This is a genomic window from Vibrio sp. 10N.286.51.B11 (genome assembly GCF_041469245.1).
GTDB classification, from domain to species: domain Bacteria; phylum Pseudomonadota; class Gammaproteobacteria; order Enterobacterales; family Vibrionaceae; genus Vibrio; species Vibrio crassostreae_C.
On sequence record NZ_JBFRKI010000029.1, the window covers coordinates 31,457 to 49,346 of the forward strand.

16 protein-coding genes and 1 pseudogene are annotated in these 17,890 nt (G+C 44.2%); 5 read left to right on the forward strand and 12 right to left on the reverse strand.

Annotation, left to right across the window (positions count from 1 at the left end):
- Positions 1-5 precede the first annotated feature (5 nt).
- The 10 genes and pseudogenes from AB4154_RS15160 to AB4154_RS15205 form a co-directional block, all read right to left on the reverse strand.
- A complete protein-coding gene (locus AB4154_RS15160) occupies positions 6-902 on the reverse strand; it encodes a LysR family transcriptional regulator (protein WP_102320698.1) in 897 nt (298 codons plus the stop codon).
- A 194-nt stretch (positions 903-1,096) separates the two neighbouring features.
- A complete protein-coding gene (locus tag AB4154_RS15165) occupies positions 1,097-1,333 on the reverse strand; it encodes a YdcH family protein (RefSeq protein ID WP_017067743.1) in 237 nt (78 codons plus the stop codon).
- A 290-nt stretch (positions 1,334-1,623) separates the two neighbouring features.
- On the reverse strand, positions 1,624-2,496 hold the full coding sequence (locus AB4154_RS15170; RefSeq protein ID WP_372074172.1) for a radical SAM protein: 873 nt from the start codon (positions 2,494-2,496) through the stop codon (positions 1,624-1,626).
- Positions 2,497-2,692: 196 nt separating this feature from the next.
- The gene (locus AB4154_RS15175; RefSeq protein ID WP_258182976.1) at positions 2,693-2,815 is read right to left on the reverse strand and encodes a hypothetical protein; all 123 of its coding nucleotides are present in this window, start codon (positions 2,813-2,815) and stop codon (positions 2,693-2,695) included.
- Between the two features lie 223 nt (positions 2,816-3,038).
- Positions 3,039-3,732: pseudogene (locus tag AB4154_RS15180) on the reverse strand (aspartate/glutamate racemase family protein).
- A gap of 159 nt (positions 3,733-3,891) precedes the next feature.
- Positions 3,892-4,875 (reverse strand): HAD family hydrolase, encoded by a 984-nt coding sequence (locus AB4154_RS15185; RefSeq protein WP_372123441.1) that lies wholly within the window; start codon positions 4,873-4,875, stop codon positions 3,892-3,894.
- A gap of 178 nt (positions 4,876-5,053) precedes the next feature.
- Positions 5,054-6,319 (reverse strand): RidA family protein, encoded by a 1,266-nt coding sequence (locus tag AB4154_RS15190; RefSeq protein WP_372123443.1) that lies wholly within the window; start codon positions 6,317-6,319, stop codon positions 5,054-5,056.
- A 174-nt stretch (positions 6,320-6,493) separates the two neighbouring features.
- The gene (argF, locus tag AB4154_RS15195) at positions 6,494-7,540 is read right to left on the reverse strand and encodes an ornithine carbamoyltransferase (RefSeq protein WP_372123444.1); all 1,047 of its coding nucleotides are present in this window, start codon (positions 7,538-7,540) and stop codon (positions 6,494-6,496) included.
- Positions 7,541-7,710: 170 nt separating this feature from the next.
- Positions 7,711-8,802, reverse strand: a complete 1,092-nt coding sequence (gene aguA / locus AB4154_RS15200; protein WP_017078524.1) for an agmatine deiminase — start codon at positions 8,800-8,802, stop codon at positions 7,711-7,713.
- 16 nt (positions 8,803-8,818) lie between these two features.
- Positions 8,819-10,255, reverse strand: a complete 1,437-nt coding sequence (locus AB4154_RS15205) for an APC family permease (protein WP_017078523.1) — start codon at positions 10,253-10,255, stop codon at positions 8,819-8,821.
- A gap of 396 nt (positions 10,256-10,651) precedes the next feature.
- Here AB4154_RS15205 and arcC point away from each other — a divergent pair, with 396 nt between their 5' ends.
- Positions 10,652-11,560, forward strand: coding sequence for a carbamate kinase (arcC, locus tag AB4154_RS15210; RefSeq protein ID WP_004732260.1), 909 nt, complete (start codon positions 10,652-10,654; stop codon positions 11,558-11,560).
- Positions 11,561-11,684: 124 nt separating this feature from the next.
- Entirely contained in the window at positions 11,685-12,311 is a 627-nt protein-coding gene (locus tag AB4154_RS15215; protein WP_004732262.1) for a TetR/AcrR family transcriptional regulator, read from the forward strand.
- A 127-nt stretch (positions 12,312-12,438) separates the two neighbouring features.
- Here the strand turns inward: AB4154_RS15215 and AB4154_RS15220 are convergent, their stop codons facing one another.
- Complete coding sequence (locus tag AB4154_RS15220) at positions 12,439-13,683, reverse strand: NADH:flavin oxidoreductase/NADH oxidase family protein (protein ID WP_372123447.1); 1,245 nt, start codon at positions 13,681-13,683, stop codon at positions 12,439-12,441.
- Positions 13,684-13,962: 279 nt separating this feature from the next.
- Between AB4154_RS15220 and nfsA the strand changes: the two genes are divergently transcribed.
- A complete protein-coding gene (gene nfsA, locus AB4154_RS15225) occupies positions 13,963-14,685 on the forward strand; it encodes an oxygen-insensitive NADPH nitroreductase (RefSeq protein ID WP_017060948.1) in 723 nt (240 codons plus the stop codon).
- A gap of 128 nt (positions 14,686-14,813) precedes the next feature.
- Here nfsA and AB4154_RS15230 read toward each other — a convergent pair whose 3' ends face one another.
- Positions 14,814-16,346: a phospholipase D family protein gene (locus AB4154_RS15230; RefSeq protein ID WP_372123449.1), complete on the reverse strand. Its 1,533-nt coding sequence runs from the start codon at positions 16,344-16,346 to the stop codon at positions 14,814-14,816.
- Positions 16,347-16,839: 493 nt separating this feature from the next.
- Here AB4154_RS15230 and AB4154_RS15235 point away from each other — a divergent pair, with 493 nt between their 5' ends.
- Both AB4154_RS15235 and AB4154_RS15240 read left to right on the forward strand, forming a co-directional pair.
- A complete protein-coding gene (locus AB4154_RS15235; protein WP_372123451.1) occupies positions 16,840-17,337 on the forward strand; it encodes a hypothetical protein in 498 nt (165 codons plus the stop codon).
- Between the two features lie 207 nt (positions 17,338-17,544).
- Complete coding sequence (locus tag AB4154_RS15240; RefSeq protein ID WP_372123452.1) at positions 17,545-17,835, forward strand: putative quinol monooxygenase; 291 nt, start codon at positions 17,545-17,547, stop codon at positions 17,833-17,835.
- The last annotated feature ends 55 nt before the right edge of the window (positions 17,836-17,890 follow it).

The window sequence follows — 17,890 nt, forward strand, 5'->3', positions numbered from 1 at the left end:
TGATTCTACTTTTGTTCCCAATACGGTGGATTACCATAATATTCAGAGAAGTAGTCAATGAAGGCTCTCACCTTTGGTGCAAGTAACCTTGTGCTTGGGTACACAGCCCAAATTGCAGGCTCTGATGTTAATGGGTAATCTTCTAATATTTGAACTAGCTGACCGCTTTTCAGTTGTTCATAGGCACACCAATTCGATGTCACCGTGATCCCCATACCACCTGAGGCTGCGTCACGCAGTGCTTCCCCGTTATCTGCCCTGAACGACCCAGATGCCTTAATCGTCTTAGGCCCGCTTTCAGTATTGAAGGTCCAGTTTTCTAAACCAATTAAGCTAATACATTGATGATCGTTAAGATCTCGAGGTTTGGCTGGCTTACCATATTTGATTAAGTAATCAGGCGATGCACACACAATACGCTTGTCTGTCGCAAGTTTTCGGGCAATCAGTGTCGAGTCTTTCAGCTCCGAGATACGAATCGCGATATCAAAGCCACCCTCAACAACATCCACCATCGAATCTGATAGCCTGAGATCGACTTTTAACCCAGAGTAGCGCTCTAAGAATCCAGGTAAGGCAGGAACAAGATGCAAACGTCCAAAAGACGCAGATGCGGTAACTCGCAACGTTCCGGTTGGAGAATCACAACCCACACCGACCGCCGATTTGGCAGCATCCACGCTCGATAACACTTCTTCAGCATGAGGTAAGAATGCTTCCCCCTCTTCGGTTAAAGAGACCTTACGAGTGGTTCGGTGGACCAAGCGAACGCCTAAATTGTCTTCCAGTTTACTGATGTGCGAGCTTGCAACAGCAGGAGACAAACCAAGCTCTTGCCCAGCCATGCTGATGTTATGTGTGGAAGCTAAACGAACAAACAATTTGAGGTGTTCAATATTCATGAGATTACCAATAAAATCTTAAAAATCGCGTACCAGTAACCCTCATTATGCGTCATTCACATAATAATACAACGTATTAACTCAGTTGAATTGTGAAGAAGTGATTGAGCCAAAACGAAAAAAAACTCCCGAAGGAGTTTTTTTGTCTAAGTCTGCAATTCGCCATTTAGCTAGTCAGCAAAATTACCAACTCACTAGCCAGTTAAACGTGCATGCAGTGCATCTTTCAGTACAGAACGATCATGTTTCAGTTGGTGCATCGAGCCGTCATCAATGGGTGAATCTTTCAGCTCAAGCTTACGAATCTCTTTATCAAGGTTGTCGTACGTCTTCATGTCTGCTGCAAAGCCATCGTCAGTTTTAACAAGCTCAGCAATTTTATCTTTCATTTCAGGAAATTCGTGAACAAGAGAATGATTTTCACCTAGCATAGAAACCTCTTAAGTTGAGTAAAGTGATTGGTATTACGCATTCATTATTAACCTTAGCAAGGGAGTCAAATGACAAATGAGATCCAGTACACAGCGTAGAATATAGACAATTTAGATTCACAAATTTACAACATCCCCCTACAAAATCGAGGGTGTTAAATTGAATTGTCTCAGTAACGATATAGGCTCACGAGAATCATGAATTCTCGTAAGCACTACTTTTATCTTGTTGGATTTGAATCCAGCGAACAGGTCTAAATTTTGAATGAGACCTTTCAGCTATCAGTTATCTACCAGGCAAAAGTTTGAATCACGCTATCCTTCGCCATTGGATTAGATGTGATCGCATGATTCACCTTGGCTAAGAACTGCTCTCTAGAATCAAGTAGGAAGCCTTTCTGAGTCACGATGTTGTTACCGTGGTCACCCCAATAGAAAGTATCGATATTGAGGTTTTCGAGTAAGTATTTTTCCTCTTCTAAGATCTGAAGTTGAGTCGGCATGATGAACGTACCGTCATTAACTTGCTGCTCCAAAATCGTTCCTGGTTGTATTGCTAACGCCATTGGCGCTATCTGCTCAGGTTTCATGATATTCAGCAACCTTGTTGTCTCGACAATGTGCTCGCGGGAACGCTCACGACCGCCGAGTCCAAAAATAAACGACAATAGAGTTTCGATACCTGCCTCTTTTGCCAGTGCCATGCCCTCAATCGCTTGCTCTGGTGTCATACGCTTTTTGATATTATCGAGCACAACAGGATCACCAGACTCAAGACCCGCATACGCCATGCTCAACCCTGCACTTTTCAGCTCCTTAAGCTCACTCAAGCTCTTCCGACGGAAATCATTCAAACCGCTATAGAGTGATATTTTTCTACTTTCAGGAAAGGTGTGACGAAGCTTATCCAAGACCTTAAGCAGATAATCCGTACGAGCCGCCATCACGTTGCCATCAATAAGGAAAATCGATTCAACGTAAGGGTATATTAGGCGCGCTTCTTCAATATCTTTATACACGTCTTCAATGTCGCGAACCTTAAATCGCTTATCGCTGAACATATTACAGAACGTGCACGTGTTGATGCTGCAACCTAATGTGGTTTGAATAAGAATGCTCTTCGCCTCTATCCATGGACGATATACTTTTCCCTCATATTTCATATTGGTATCTCCGGTCTACAAGCACAGAGCGTGCGTGAATACACCAAAGCGTATCAACGTCAGCATTCGTTGATAATCCACAATATAGTCGAATCAGTTTTTAGATTTTGTAGAAAATAAAAAGCCTTGTGAGAACACAAGGCTTTATAAGAAGTGGTTCTAGCAAGAGCAGCTAAAACATATTTGAAAGGACCAGTTAGCTACTGCACCCCTGAGTATGAACTCGATTCATGTCGTCACCGACTTGTGCTTCTTGAGAGCCCGTCGATTGGCACCCTGCCACGAATAACAGCGTTACAGATAAGATAAGCCATTTCATAATAAATCCTCTTTCGGTCATGACTAAAGCATAGTGTTTAAAAGCGCGGATACCTCAATCATTAACTAAAACCTTACCTACCGATAAGGCCTTGGTTAATGAACAAAGCATCGCTTCTTTAATTAACGACCTGCTTTTGTACAAAAAACTTTCACTTCAACGAATGAAAATCGTACAAGAACGAAAATAGGACAGCTATAGAACTAAGAATAAGAGCTAGATGCTAATCGCTCGTCGCCAAGCTCACCGCGGCTTCTGCATGAATGGCTGTGGTATCAAACAAAGGAACATCACTATCTTGTTGCTGAATCAGTAAGGCGATTTCAGTACAGCCTAGAATGACGGCCTCTGCTCCTTGCTGGCTTAGCCTCTCAATGATCTGATTATAGATAGCGCGAGGCTGTTCTTTTACTTCGCCTCGGCACAGCTCTTGGTAAATGATGTTGTGCACTTGTTTTCGGTCACTCTCATCAGGGATCACAACATCGATACCGAACTTGTTAGTCAGGCGCCCTTTCGAAATCTTGTTCCATCGTGAAAGCGGTGCCGAGTAACCCGACTTTCTTTACGCCCTGTTCTAGCAGCTTTTGCGCGGTAGTATCAGCGATATGTAAGATAGGAGCCGTGATCTTCTGTTCGATTTCAGGCACGACTTTATGCATGGTATTGGTACAAATTAAGATGAAGTCTGCGCCACCTTTCTCAACAGATAATGCCGCGTCAGCTAAAATATCGGCAGTCTCAGCCCAACGGCCTTGGTGTTGTAACTTTTCAATCTCATCGAAGTTCACGCTATACATACAAATCTTTGCAGAGTTCAACCCTCCCAGCGTCGCTTTAACACCTTCGTTAATGGATTTGTAATAGCTCATGGTCGATTCCCAACTCATACCACCAAGCAAACCGATCGTTTTCATTTTTTATTCCTTTAATTTCTGACTATCCCGATTAAAGCGTCATGCGTTAAAAATTTATAGTACGATCTTGCTGAAAATGAGACGAAGTCTTCGCTATTTAGCAAAAGGCTCGAATGAACCATCCGAGCCTTTGCTGTTTTGTCCGAATGTTTGTGTGGGTTAATACACCTCACACCAATCGGATTTCATGTCGATCAGTGTCCAATCCTCTCTGGAATTTGCCTCATCTAGTGCTTTATCAAGCTTGCCAACATGGGACTTACGATCGTACTGCCACTCGCGCTCAGCATCAGTGTGATGAACAATCATCGCCATTGAGTTGGGTTGGCTCGTTGCCCATTGCATCATGGCTTGATCACCGTCTGAGTTACCGACCGCTAGAATAGGTTTTTTGCCGATAATATGCTGAATGTTAGTGACCTTTCCGGCTTTGTCATCGATGGTCAAAATGGACGAATCCTTGGTAACCGTCGGCTTACCATCGTTATAGCTGTAGTTATATTTAAGCGCACTACCAATGACCTGCTCTGGCGGGATGTTATAAGCTTCTGGAGCCCACGCTCGCATAAAGTCAACGCCTCCGCCCGACACAATGTAAGTTTTAAAGTCATGCTCTTGCAGGTAAATCAGCATCTCTTTCATTGGCTGATAAGTAAGGTCTGTGTAGGCTTTATTGAAGCGTTTATCTTTTGCTACCGCCAACCATTGCTCAACGTCTTGCTGGTATTGCTCTACTGTCATACCAGAATGTGTCGCCATGATGATTTTCAATAACCCTTCTTCGCCACTGCCCAGAACACTTTCAATATCATCTTCAAGTACATACTTAAACGGTGCTTCTGTTTTCCATTCAGGGTGTTCAGGCGCCATCTCTTTTACACGGTCTAGTGCAAAGGCTAGTTGGAAGTAGTAAGGTTTTTCTGACCAAAGCGTACCGTCATTATCGAACACGGCGATGCGATCGGCTACCGCAACGAACGTATCGGATTCAGCTTTGGTGGCTTGCCCAACAAAGTCGACGATAGCGGATTTGCTCTCGCTGTCCTTCCAAGAAGGCAGTAAATTAGGATCACAATCTTTAGCAAAAGATGAGAAAGAGAGGCTGGATAAGATCGCGACGGATAAAAGAGTTATTTTCTTCATAGCAACTACCATGTTGTTGAATTAATTGTAGGGTTTAATTCAATTCATCCTAGTTGGTCTACTCTGATTTTCCACTTATGGACACTATAACCAATACTCATGTTGGTATTGGAACAAACGTAAAACGAGGGCTAACCTCACGGCCAACCCTCGTTGTTTAAAAAGCTAAACAGGAAGCTTAAAGGCTAGGCGGAGTGCCCTCACCATTGGAAGCGATGGCATCAATTTGCACTAAAGCGCCCATAGGAATATCAGAGACACCGATAACCGTGCGCGCAGGCAACGGACCGTCAAAATAATGTGTGCAAACGTCATTGAGCACATCTAAATCAGCCATATATCTCAACTGGATATTGAGCTTCACGATGTCATCCATGACATGCCCAACGCTCTCAATCACTTCTTTAATGTTATTCAGGCACTGCATCGCCTGCTCTTTGGCACCATGCGTCACAATTGCGCCAATTCTAGGATCAAGTGGTAACTGGGCGGAGATATTGTTGTAGTGTGAAAAGGCCACAGTTTGTGTTGAAAGCTCGCTTACCGGTGCAGCTTTGGTATTGTTTGCCTTAATCACTATCCCATGTCGATCTTCAACCGCTTGTGGCGGAGTTCCATCACCGTGCGACACGGTTGCATCTATCTGTACTAACGCTCCCATCGCTAAGCCTTCAACAACAGTTATTGAACGTGCTGGCATATAGCCCACAGATCGTGCAATCGCCGAGTCAGGGAAGAAGGTGGTGTACACTTCATTAATGGCAGCAAGGTCATCCAAACTTCTCACATGGATATTAATCTTCACAATGTCATCAAGTGGAACATCAACATTCTCCAGAATCGATTTGATGTTTTTGAGACATTGAATGGCGTGCTCTTTAGCGCTCCCAACAACGATATTGCCCGTTTGAGGATCAATCGGTAACTGGGCTGAAATATGGTTATAGTGAGAGAAAGCCACCGTCTGAGTTGACAATGAACTGACTGGTGCATGTTGGGTATTTCTTGCGATTTTAACTAACTCACAAGCCGCTTGAGGATAGGTACCTTCACCATTAGAGATCACCGCATCCATTTGCAAATGAGCACCTTCGAGCGGTAAATCGGCTACCGCGAGTGTCGTGCATGTGGGTACGTAGTGTTGGAAAAAAGACGCATAGATTTCATTAACCGAGTCGAGAGCCGCAATGTTCTTCAAGTATATATTTACTCTCACAACGTCGTGCATGCGGTGTCCAATGCTCTCCACAATCGCTTGAATGTTTAATAAGCACTGTTTTGTTTGATCTTCTAAAGAGCCTGAGATCAGGCCACCTGTTTTAGGATCAATAGGTAATTGAGCAGAGAGGTTATTGTAGTGTGAAAATGCCACCGATTGTGTTGAGAAAGGGCTCAATGGTGCATCTTCAGTGTTTCTTGAAACTTTAATAATATCGGCACTCATGTCGATACATCTCCTATTCGAGTATTGATGTCAGATAGAGCCAATTAGCTGCATGTTTACCGACATTTCAAAATAAAAGGTACAAAAATAGCCGAACCAATAAATCGTGATAAATACTGGTTCAGCTTAATTCGAGCAACACAGTGGAGGTTTTTACGCCCCCACAATTAACCCCTACAGAGTACTTAAGAAGCTGTTGATTTTTTCTTCATGATGCTTAACGGTTTCTTGTGTTGGGATAACCGCATCTTTATGTGTGAAGTACACTAAAATCGCCATCTGAGCAGTGAGTCGATTTTCTGCTTCATCGAACGCCACTGAGTATTCGCTTTCTAGTGCGCCGCGAGTCACTTCTTCTTTGTCATTCGCAGGTAGGCAATGCAGCAACATTGCGCCCGGACGAGCCTTAGCCATTAGCTCTTCTGTGATAACATAGTTAGGCATGAATGCCGCAAGGCGCTCTTCCTTCTCATCCATTTGCGTCACCCAGTAGAAGCTATCGCCGTACACAACATCACAATCACTGATGCGTTCTACATCATCAGTAATTTCAATCGTGCCACCAGACTCTTCACAGAAGTTGAGCGCCATGTCGATCCACTCTTGCTCCATGTGGTATTTCTTAGGACCAATTTGTTTGAAGCCCATACCGTACTTAGCACACGTCAGCATCAAAGAGCGGCACACATCTGTCGCATCACCCATGAATGCTAAAGTTAGGTCTGATAGCTTACGCCCATCAGTAATGTGCTCTCTGATCGTGTAGAGATCCGCAAGCATTTGAGTTGGGTGGAAACGCGTATCAAGGCCGTTGATCACAGGCACTGTCGACATTTCAAGTAGGCCATCTAGTGTTTCAGGGCTATTAGTACGAGCCATGATGATGTCGCACATACGTGACAACACTCGAGAAGTATCATCAATCGACTCTTTACCACCTAAGTGAATGTCTTTTGGTGATAGGAATAGCGCATGACCACCCAGTAATGTTGCTGCCACCTCGAAAGAAACACGTGTACGAGTAGAGCCCGCTTCAAAGATCATCCCAACTGACTTGCCTTTGAACAGAGGTGGAATTGCGTTGTCTTTGCGCGCCTGTTTCAGATGAGTCATGAGCTCCATCATGTTGTCCATCTCTTCTACAGAGAAATCTTTCATGGAAACCATGTGCTCTAGGTTTGCTTTGTTTAGTTCAGTTGCGCTAGAAGAAGGTAATTTCATAATAAGTTCCTATTTTTCATAATTTTGTGTGCGGCTCTTTCAAGTTCACTTTCATGGCAATTTGATTTTGAATACCTGCCATCACTTTCAAGAACCGCTACGTTTGGGGTTAAATATTGGTATTAACGACTGCTCTCAGTCTTTAGTTGTTATTAGGTTTATCGCTGTAACTAAACTCTTGGCACTTGTTGGGTGATGCAGTGGATGTTGCCGCCACCTAACAAAATTTCTCGAGCCGGAACGCCATTCACTTCGTAGCCTGGATAAATGCCTTCCAAGATCCCGATAACATCGTTGTCGTAGCGTTGATCGAGCAACGGCAACACAATTTGGTTATTGGTAATCAGGTAATTGGCATACGACGCCGCTAAACGCTCACCCGCTTCTCGCTCCATTCCGTCTGCGATATCGATACCTGCCGCTTCTTCCTCGGTCATGAAAAGAGGGCCTGGCATCGGCAGCTTGTGTACCTTGATTTGACGGCCTTTGGCATCGGTTTGACTGGTGATGTAGTCATAGGCTTCTTTGCTGATCTCATATTGAGGATCATTCTTGTCATCGCACCACGTCAGAACGACTTCACCCGGCTTCACGACGTGAAGGATGTTGTCCACGTGGCCATTGGTTTCATCGTTGTACAAGCCACGAGGCAGCCAGATCACTTTCTCAACATTGAGGTGTTCACAAAGTACTTCTGTCAGCTCTTCTTTGCTCATATCTGGGTTGCGGCTTTCGTGCAGTAAGCACTCCTCTGTTGTGTAGAGTGTCCCTTCGCCATCAACATGAATTGAGCCGCCTTCTAGTACGATTGGAGCGCGGTATCGAGAGTCACGAATGGTTTCACACATCTTTTGAGCAACTTGGTTGTCGCGATTCCAAGGTGAATACAAACCATCAACAAATCCGCCCCATGCATTGAATTCCCAATCCACACCTCGGCGTTCACCGCTGTCATCAACAACATAAGTCGCACCGATATCACGCATCCAAGAGTCATCAGTCGAGATTTCCAACACTCGAATGTCCTCTGGTAAGCGAGATACTGCGTTATCGTATTGGTCTGAACTCGCAAGCATGGTGACTGGTGTTGTATGGCTGATCTTGGTAGCAACGTCTGCAAACACCGCTTGCGCTGGTTTTGCCCCATTGCGCCAGTTGTCAGTACGTTCTGGCCAAGCCATCCAAATTTCGCTGTGTGGCTCGTGTTCCCCTGGCATTCTGAAGCCATCATGTTTTGGAGTAGTCTCAATCAGTTTTTTCATCGTTATGTCCCCTAAATTATGCTTGAGCTTCTTTTTTATCTTGTGTCTCGGTCGTGTCGTCATCGCCTGAACCTTGCTGCTTCTTGCGTTTTAGAGCACCTAGAAGAATCCATTCACCAGCAAGGATGGTGGCAATCACGCCAATCAAAACAGGTCCTGTGTATCCCCAATCAGCAACAGTTAGATCAAGGGCCTCAGGGAAAATGAATAAGATCACGGCTTGAAGGACGACCAAGAAACAAACAATCGACATGACCCATTGAGCCGCCATGCCACCCGGAACTTTGAATGGGCGTTCACGTTGACCATCAACCACTCGAAGCTTTAGGTATGCAGGGAACATGAACAGGTAAGGAAGTAAGAAAATGCAGCTAGAGAAGGCAAATATCGACCAGAACAGATCATCATTACCCTGAGCAAACAGCGCGTAAGACAGGATAACGACCGTTGATACTGTGCCTGTGATGTTGTTTGCGCCAACTGGAGAGCCTTTCTCAGACACTTTCGCGACTGGGGCTGGAAGCTCACCTTCTTGAGCGGCTTCAGCAGCAGCTCGGCTAGCGCCCATTGTCCAACTCACCATGTTGCCGATAAGCGTTAACAAAGCGAAAGTACCGAAGATGTACACCATCGCTGTACCAACCACACCAGTGCCGAAAAGTGTTCTAAATGTGTCGATAAGGCCAGACACCAAGCCAATGCTTTCGACAGGTAGCGCCATCAAAATGCCTACCGTACCGAAGATGTATAAGAAAGCGGTGATACCGATAGAGAGGAAGACAGCCTTAGGCATATCACGAACGTCTTTCATTTCTTTAGTCATGGTCGCAACCAGTTCAAAACCCATTAGGTTGAACACAATCGCGGGTAAGAAAGAGACCGCAGAATCCAATGAAGGCATCATTGCGGGCAACGTAAATTCGTTGGCAACGCCGTTTTTCATTGCATAGATAAAGCCGCCCACACCCAATGTACTGATCACGACAATTTTTAATATTGCGCCAATATTGGTGACCCACACACCGATGTCGGCAGACACATTACAAATCAAAACCGTTAGCCACGTCAGTAATATACAAATGGCGATTTGTCCCCATAAAGACAGATCTGGCATGAAGAGTTCGGCAAACATCCCTGCAAACATGATATATACCGCAGGCATCCATAAACCAACGTTAATCCAGTAAAACCACGTTGTTCTGACTGCCCATTTAAAATTGAAGGCTTGTTTTACCCAATCGTAAATCCCACCTTCACCTGGGTAGGTGGTACTCAGTTCGGAAGTAATTAAGCCATATGGAATGACAAAGAAGACCAGCATTAACACCCACCAACCAATGGCACTGACACCAATACTGGCTGACGCGGTTAATGTGTCGACCACCAAAACTGCACACAGTGTAAAGAGTGCAATTCCCGTAACCCCCATTTTTCCTTGCGTTTCGTTACTCATCTCTTAGCTCCTTAATCTCTAATTCGGGATTAATTAAACGGCAAAGCGATGAAGTGAACTGGGATGAGAATTGAATATCGGTTTTACATAAACGAGTTCGGGGTAAAAATAAAATAAACCCAACAAATATTAGATTTATAATGCTAAAAGTCGGAATACTTGATTTTGGTCAATAACCATTCGATTAATAAATACATTTTCCATTTCAAAACCAAGATCACATATCTAGTTAATCTAGGGGGAATTAAGGCTTTCTGTGACATATAGGCGACTAAAAACATCAAATATTGATCACAAATCGAATTGTGATTTCTATCCCCACGACACCTGCATTATTTAAATACAATTCAAACTAACTTATTTGCCCTGAGCAAAATATTATTTGGAGAGTTAAACATGTCGAAGCCTATTATTGTTGTTGCTGTCGGTGGGAATGCTTTACTACAGCGTGGTGAAGTAATGAGTTGCGAAAACCAAAAAAAGAGCATCGCGCAAACCGCCAGCTCTTTGGCTGAACTCAGCAAAGACTACCGTTTAGTGGTTGTGCACGGAAATGGCCCTCAAGTCGGCCTACTCTCATTACAGAACAATGCTTATAAAGATTGCCCTCCTTATCCGTTTGATGTGCTTGGTGCCGAGACTCAAGGGATGATTGGTTACCTTATCCAGCAGGGGCTAAATGCTGCAATTAAAGACCGCTTTACGACCACGATTCTAACTCGCATTGTTATCGACGAGAATGATCCTGCGATTGCCGACCCAGCCAAATTTATTGGCCCTATCTATACAGAAGAACAAGCCAAACAACTCGCAGAAGCCAACCAATGGGTTGTGAAACCTGACGGTGCACACTGGCGTCGCGTGGTGCCATCACCTTCACCAAAAGAAGTGCTAGAAATAAAAGCCATCAAAGACTTGCTAGAGAAAGAGCACCTAATTATTTGTGGCGGTGGCGGTGGCGCTCCAGTCGTCGAAAAAGATGGCGCTTATGTGGGTTTTGAAGCGGTAATCGACAAAGACATGACAGCTGCTCTTATCGCAGAAGAAATCGGCGCAGAACATTTACTGATCCTCACTGACGGCTCTCATGTTTGTTTAGATTGGGGAACCCCAAAGGAAGAGAAGCTTGAGAACGTGTCAGTTGAACAAATGAAAAAGTACACTTTCCCAGCCGGTTCTATGGGGCCGAAGGTCGACGCATGTTGTCAATTTGTAGAAAAAACAAAACAGCATGGATACATTGGTGACCTGTCTAGTGCATTAGAGATCATAGAAGGAAAAACGGGGACACATATTAATGCTTAATATTGGGTTATAATGCTTTATATAAATAAAGGGTAATAAAGTCTAAGTTTCGATATTCCGATTGGAAATTTTCTTGAAAGCCCTTTATGTTTTTTGTGTTCCAAATAAAAATGAGGATCATTAGATGCGCAAAGTAACAACCGAAGAAAAGTTAATTCGAATTCATGATGCTGTTGTGCAACTAATGGAACGCCGTGAAGCTACTGATATTTCAATGTACGATGTTGCCAAAGAGTGTGGAATGGCAACATCTACGGTTTATCACCACTATCCAAACATAGAGAACTTATTTCATAATCTATTAGATGACGTTTTTACTGATTTCGACTCTCTGCTCGGTAAATGTATAGATTACGAGCATGTTAATCATTGGACTGACATCAATCGCATGATTGAAACAGCGTATGTTAATTATTACAACAATCACCCGATTGCTAAAAAGTTAATTCTAGGTCGTCATACATTCACTGAGCTAGGACATGCAGACACCGAGAATGACTTAATTCTTGGTAAAGAAGTAGAAACGATTTATCGACAGTTTTTTGATGTTCCTCAGTTACCACAATCCATCAATGTCTTCGCTATCTCATTGCAAGTCGCAGATAAAATATACTCGTTATCTTATCGACAACATGGCTGCATCACACCAGAACTTGCCAACGAAGCAATCCGACTGACCGAGTCTTACCTTAAGCTGTATATTCCTCATATCTGTCAAAAAACAGAGCCTAGCATGATGCATACGCATTAAGAGAACCTGTAATCCCGATAACGTCTTACCTTTCTATTTGCGCTCGATGACCAGGCTAAACTCGCTGACCAAACAAAAAAGCAGAACTTCAATTCCTCAAAGTTCTGCTTTAACAATCCATGACTGCTTACGCTCTGCGCTTTTTGAAAGCGTGCCAGCCAGCGCTGAGAATTGTTTTTACCACCACGCTTAATGCGCTAAGTTTAGGGTCGGCATTCTTGCCAGAAGCAATGCGCCACATCTGATGTTCATACCAAACCAGCCCGACCATCGCCACCTTGTCTAATGCGGGTTTTCCTGTGGTTGGCACCGTTAGTGGCATGCCGTGGCTAGGGTTTTCAATTAACTTGTTAGGGAAATCAGGATCAACCGCCATTGTTCGCGCAATACCAATAAAATCGGTCGCCGAGGTGTTTAATGCTTCATTCATTGCTTGCGCGGTTCGAAAACCACCCGTGACCACCAGCGGTGTACTCACGAGTTTTCTCGCCTTAACCATGTAATCCATAAAATACGCTTCACGTTTTACTGTGCTGGACTTGATTGATTCAGCTTTGCTCTTTGAACCCATCATTGATGGACTTTCATAGGTGCCGCCAGAGATCTCAATCAGGTCGATACCGTTATCACTCAGAGTTTGTACAACCTGCATCGACTCTTCTTCAGTGAAGCCACCTTTCATGAAGTCAGCACTGTTGAGCTTAATTCCGACAGGGAAATCTTCACCGACCTCTTTTCGAATCGCGCGATAAACCTCAAGCACGAAACGAAGTCTGTTTTCGAGTGACCCACCCCATTTGTCTTGGCGTTGATTGTGTCTAGAAGACAAAAACTGACTTACAAGATAACCATGAGCACCGTGAATCTGCACGCCAGTAAAGCCTGCTTGTTTTGCAAGCTTTGCACTCAGCGCAAATTTATCAATGATTGCGATTATTTCCGTCTCAGTCAGAGCTCGTGGCGTATTGAAACCTTTTTCTAATCCACGCTCTAAAGAGATAGCCGAAGGAGCAACGGGGCTATCACATAAGAATTTAGGGATTTGCTTTCCTGGGTGGTTCAATTGCATCCATATCTGCGAACCATTTTGCGTTCCAGCCTTCGCCCACTCACGAAATACGATTAAGTCACTTTGCTCATCCAACACAACGTTTTTAGGTTCACCAAGCGCACCTCTATCGACCATCACGTTGCCCGTCATGGATAGGCCAATTCCTCCTTGAGCCCAACGCTGGTAAAGCGTGACTAAACCTTGCTTAGGGTTATGATGTTTATCACCTAGCTGTTCACTCATTGCCGATTTGAACAGGCGATTTTTGATCACTTGGCCATTAGGAAGAGAAAAAGGGTCGTTGAGGCAGATTGGATTCATGCGCGTGGTTACTTTCTTTGGTCTATATATTGCGTCCAGTATGCCCTATTTTATCCGACAGTTCTGAGCATTTAGTGCCTATTTCGAAGCAAATTTCACTCAATAATAAAATGCCAGCGGCATAGCAGCTGGCATTAATCGATTATAAATAGAATCTCAAAAACTGGGCTGACGCTGCTGAAATATGTCAACCAGAAAGGCTCTAATGCCCTTTACGCTCATGGTAATTGTCGTTATTGTGATTCTCTACGTCATCACCACAAGGACTGTCTGAGAGTTATGAACAGCACGATTGAAACTATTCTGGGGCACCGCTCCATTCGTCAATATACAAATCAACCGATTGAAAAAGCACAACTTGATGTGATTATTCAGGCTGGTCTCGCGGCTTCATCATCGAGCTTACTGCAGGCTGTTTCTATCGTGAGAGTGACAGACACAGAGAAGCGTAAACTGCTAGCAGAATACGCAGGTAACCAAGCTTACGTTGAGAATGCGGCTGAGTTTTTAGTGTTCTGTATCGACTATCAACGCCACGCTCAAATTAACCCTGAAGTGAAAACCGACTTTACTGAACTGACCCTGATTGGCGCGGTAGATTCTGGCATCATGGCGCAAAACTGCATGCTGGCAGCTGAGTCTCTAGGTTTAGGTGGCGTGTACATTGGCGGGCTGCGTAACAGCGCACAACAAGTCGATGAACTGTTAGAACTACCACAACATACCGCCGTGTTGTTTGGGATGTGCTTAGGTCACCCGGCACAGCAACCAGAGGTTAAGCCTCGCCTTCCTGCTCATGTGGTGATGCACGAAAACCAATACCAACCGCTGAGCCTAGATGAAATTGCCAGCTACGATGATTCAATGCAAAGCTACTACGCAAGCCGTTCAAGCAACCAAAAGCAGAGCAGTTGGTCACAGCAGATCACACAGAAACTCTCTGGTGAATCTCGCCCACATATCCTGCCTTACTTAAACAGCAAGCAGCTGACCAAGCGTTAAGCCGTTAAGCCGTTAAGCCGTTAAGCCGTTAAGCCGTTAAGCGATTAGAGCTAGCAACAAACAGCAGTACAAACAAAAATGTCAGCGTAATATACGCTGACATTTTTATTTATCCGGAGGCGGCTAGCTTACAGATATTTCTCAATCGGTAGCAATTGCAAAAAGCCTGACTGCATTCGTTCCCATTGACCAGTGTCAGGTTCGCTGTCCCAACGTTGGTCGCCTGAATACCAATACACATCACCGTCTTCAAGCTCTAATCGCCAGCTGTTTTCTTCGCTCATTGCTTGCTCAATGGTTTCTGCTAATGTTTCAGCAATCTCTTTATTCTCGATGATCAAAACCGATTCCGTGTTCAAGTAGGTAGAACGCAAGTTGAAGTTAAATGAGCCGATGCTCGCGATGCTGCGGTCGAATACGACTGATTTAGCGTGCAAGCCATAGGCCGTCTCAGGCGCACATTTAGACACGTCTTGAGTCGATGCTTCACAAAGCTTAGATTCTGGTTTTAGCTCAAACAGGTCGATACCATGCTCCAACATATCGTAACGTCTGCCCGCATAAGCGGAGTGATTGGTCACCAGATCATTAGACGCCATAGAGTTCGTTAGCGCTTTTATCTCAACGCCCTTGTTATTCAATACCTGCCACTCTTCAAGCTGACCATCATCGAATACAAGGTAAGCCGATTCCAATAAGATCTCTTGTTTCGATTCGCTCGCTAACTTACCTAGAAGAATCGCGGTCGCTTTTGGTTCATCAGTATTATCGGAGTCATCAGGGACGGGTTGATCATAAACAAAACGTGCATTCACCCAAGTCATCTCACCAATCACCTCTTTCAGTAAGCTATCAGCAGCCTTGCGATCTAATGGTAATTCAGGATAATTTTGATAATGCGGAACGACAATATTATCTATCTTCGAGAGATCAGGTTGTTCGTCATCACCCAGCATATCGACAGGGTAAGACCAACGGCTGTTCCAGTATTCAACAAAACTGGTTTGGATGGTGTTAACTACCGAGCCCATGACTAATACATCGCGGTCTCGAAAATTGATTTCATCAGAAAGATCGAAGTATTCATCACCAATATTACGTCCACCCACCACAGACAAAGTACCATCGACGGTAAACGACTTATTGTGCATACGGCGATTTAATCGAGAAAAGTCACCGACAAAGCTCAGCCATTTACTAAAACCGCGGCGTGTTGGTGTTGGGTTGAAGATACGAATCTCGACGTTCGGGTGTGCATCCAGTGCCGACAGCAACCCTTCACGTTCGTTGAGGTTGATATCATCCAGCATTACGCGAACCTTCACACCGCGCTCGGCCGCGGCTAGCAAGCGGCTAGCTAAGTAGCTGCCCGATTCGTCAGAGTTCCAGATGTAGTATTGAATGTCGATGGTGTGCTCGGCACTTTCGACCAGTGCTAATCGCTGTGCCAAAGCATCCCAACCAGACTCTTGCAGACGAACCGCGGTGGTGCCTTGCTCTAAAGCTTCAGGCTGAAATTCATTGGTTAGAACCGATAAAGAACTAGGTGCAGGAGAGGTTGGCGGTTCTGTTGGATGATCGATGCCTTCAGGAAGTGAAGAACACCCACCTAAAACGGCGATTAAGATTAACGTTAAACTGATGCGTTGGAGCACAGGCATGTATCTGACTTCCTTTTCACGATGCGTCTTTAGAAACTTTCCGTACAGCTTTTCAATGAACAAGCTATTCCGATCTATTCATTGATTATTACTGCTAAATCCTGAAATTTATAGGTAATTATCCAGTATAAATTTGAAGATCAGTAAATTGACCTACAAATCACCTAAGTTGAGTGAGTGTCAGGCAATATAAACTTAGCGGGTTTTCTACCATTTCGATGGTGAGTCTGTTCGGTCTGGGTGATGCTTCACCATTGTTTGGAGATCTAGTTTCACCGCTTGATTTCACACTAACAGGCGTGTCGACTTACTTATATGAGATCGTGCAAACGCATTACTTACGTAAGCGCTAAAGCTGTTGTTCATCTAAGGGACATGTAAGGATCAACACCGAAAACATTGTTCACACTACATAACGTTTATCGTCCCTACACAAGCCTTCCCTATAGTAGTACCCTTTATTGTCTCTCATTCTTGATGGTAACTGGATATTATGAAGCTTTTGGTCGATCGCACTGGTGAACAGTTTTTAGATATTCTGCAAGAATCGGGAGATACATTGACGGTTCAATTCATTACCAATGAAGGCAATCGAAAGGGTAAGCCGTTCCAAGATAACTTGAGTGGATTGTTCCTCACAGGGTGGAAGCCGCGCACCACTTCAACCGCCATCGGATTAGAACGCTTTAAGCAAGGCAAACTTGAAGATCCCAAAGTGAGTTTCGCATTGCACCAGCTCTATCCACTGGGTCGAGACGTAAAATTACCTTCTGGAGATATCGCCACAATCGCGAGTTACGCCAATACCCATGCCGATGGCTACTATATGTCTGTGCGCCTCAACGATGAATTAACCCGACTCAAGATTACACCCGATTGGGAACTGCAACCTTCCACTCAAAGATTGGCTCTGCCTTATTACCCAGCCTCAAGAACTAAAGAAGAGCTCGACAACATTGACGATTTTGATGCGTGGGCGGGCGGCTTCTAAATACTCCTCACCTACGCCTAGTAGCACATAATACCCAAGTTATTATCAATTATTTTTTGACAATAATTCAAATGTAGCACTGTTTATCGTTTCAAATATTCCCACTATTATTTATCCATCGACACAGACTGCAGCTCAATGAACAAAGAGTGGCACTGTAAACACAGACAAATCACCATTTCGGTGAAAAATAATATAGGTACGAACATGACTCAACTAACTATCGTCGCAAACATCGTCGCTAACGAAGACAAAATTGAATTGGTTAAAGCAGAGCTGCTAAAACTGATTGATATTACTCGCGCTGAAGAAGGCTGCATCAACTACGACCTTCACCAAGACAATGAAAACCCAGCACATTTCACTTTCTACGAAAACTGGACATCACGTGAACTTTGGCAAACACACATGGGTAATACTCACCTTGCTGAATACATGGCAGCAACCGAAGGCAGTGTTACGTCATTTACACTTAACGAGATGACTAAGTTCGCTTAAGTACAGTTTCTGTAGTCTGTTACTAGAAAGCACACTGACAAGCTATCGAGTTCGA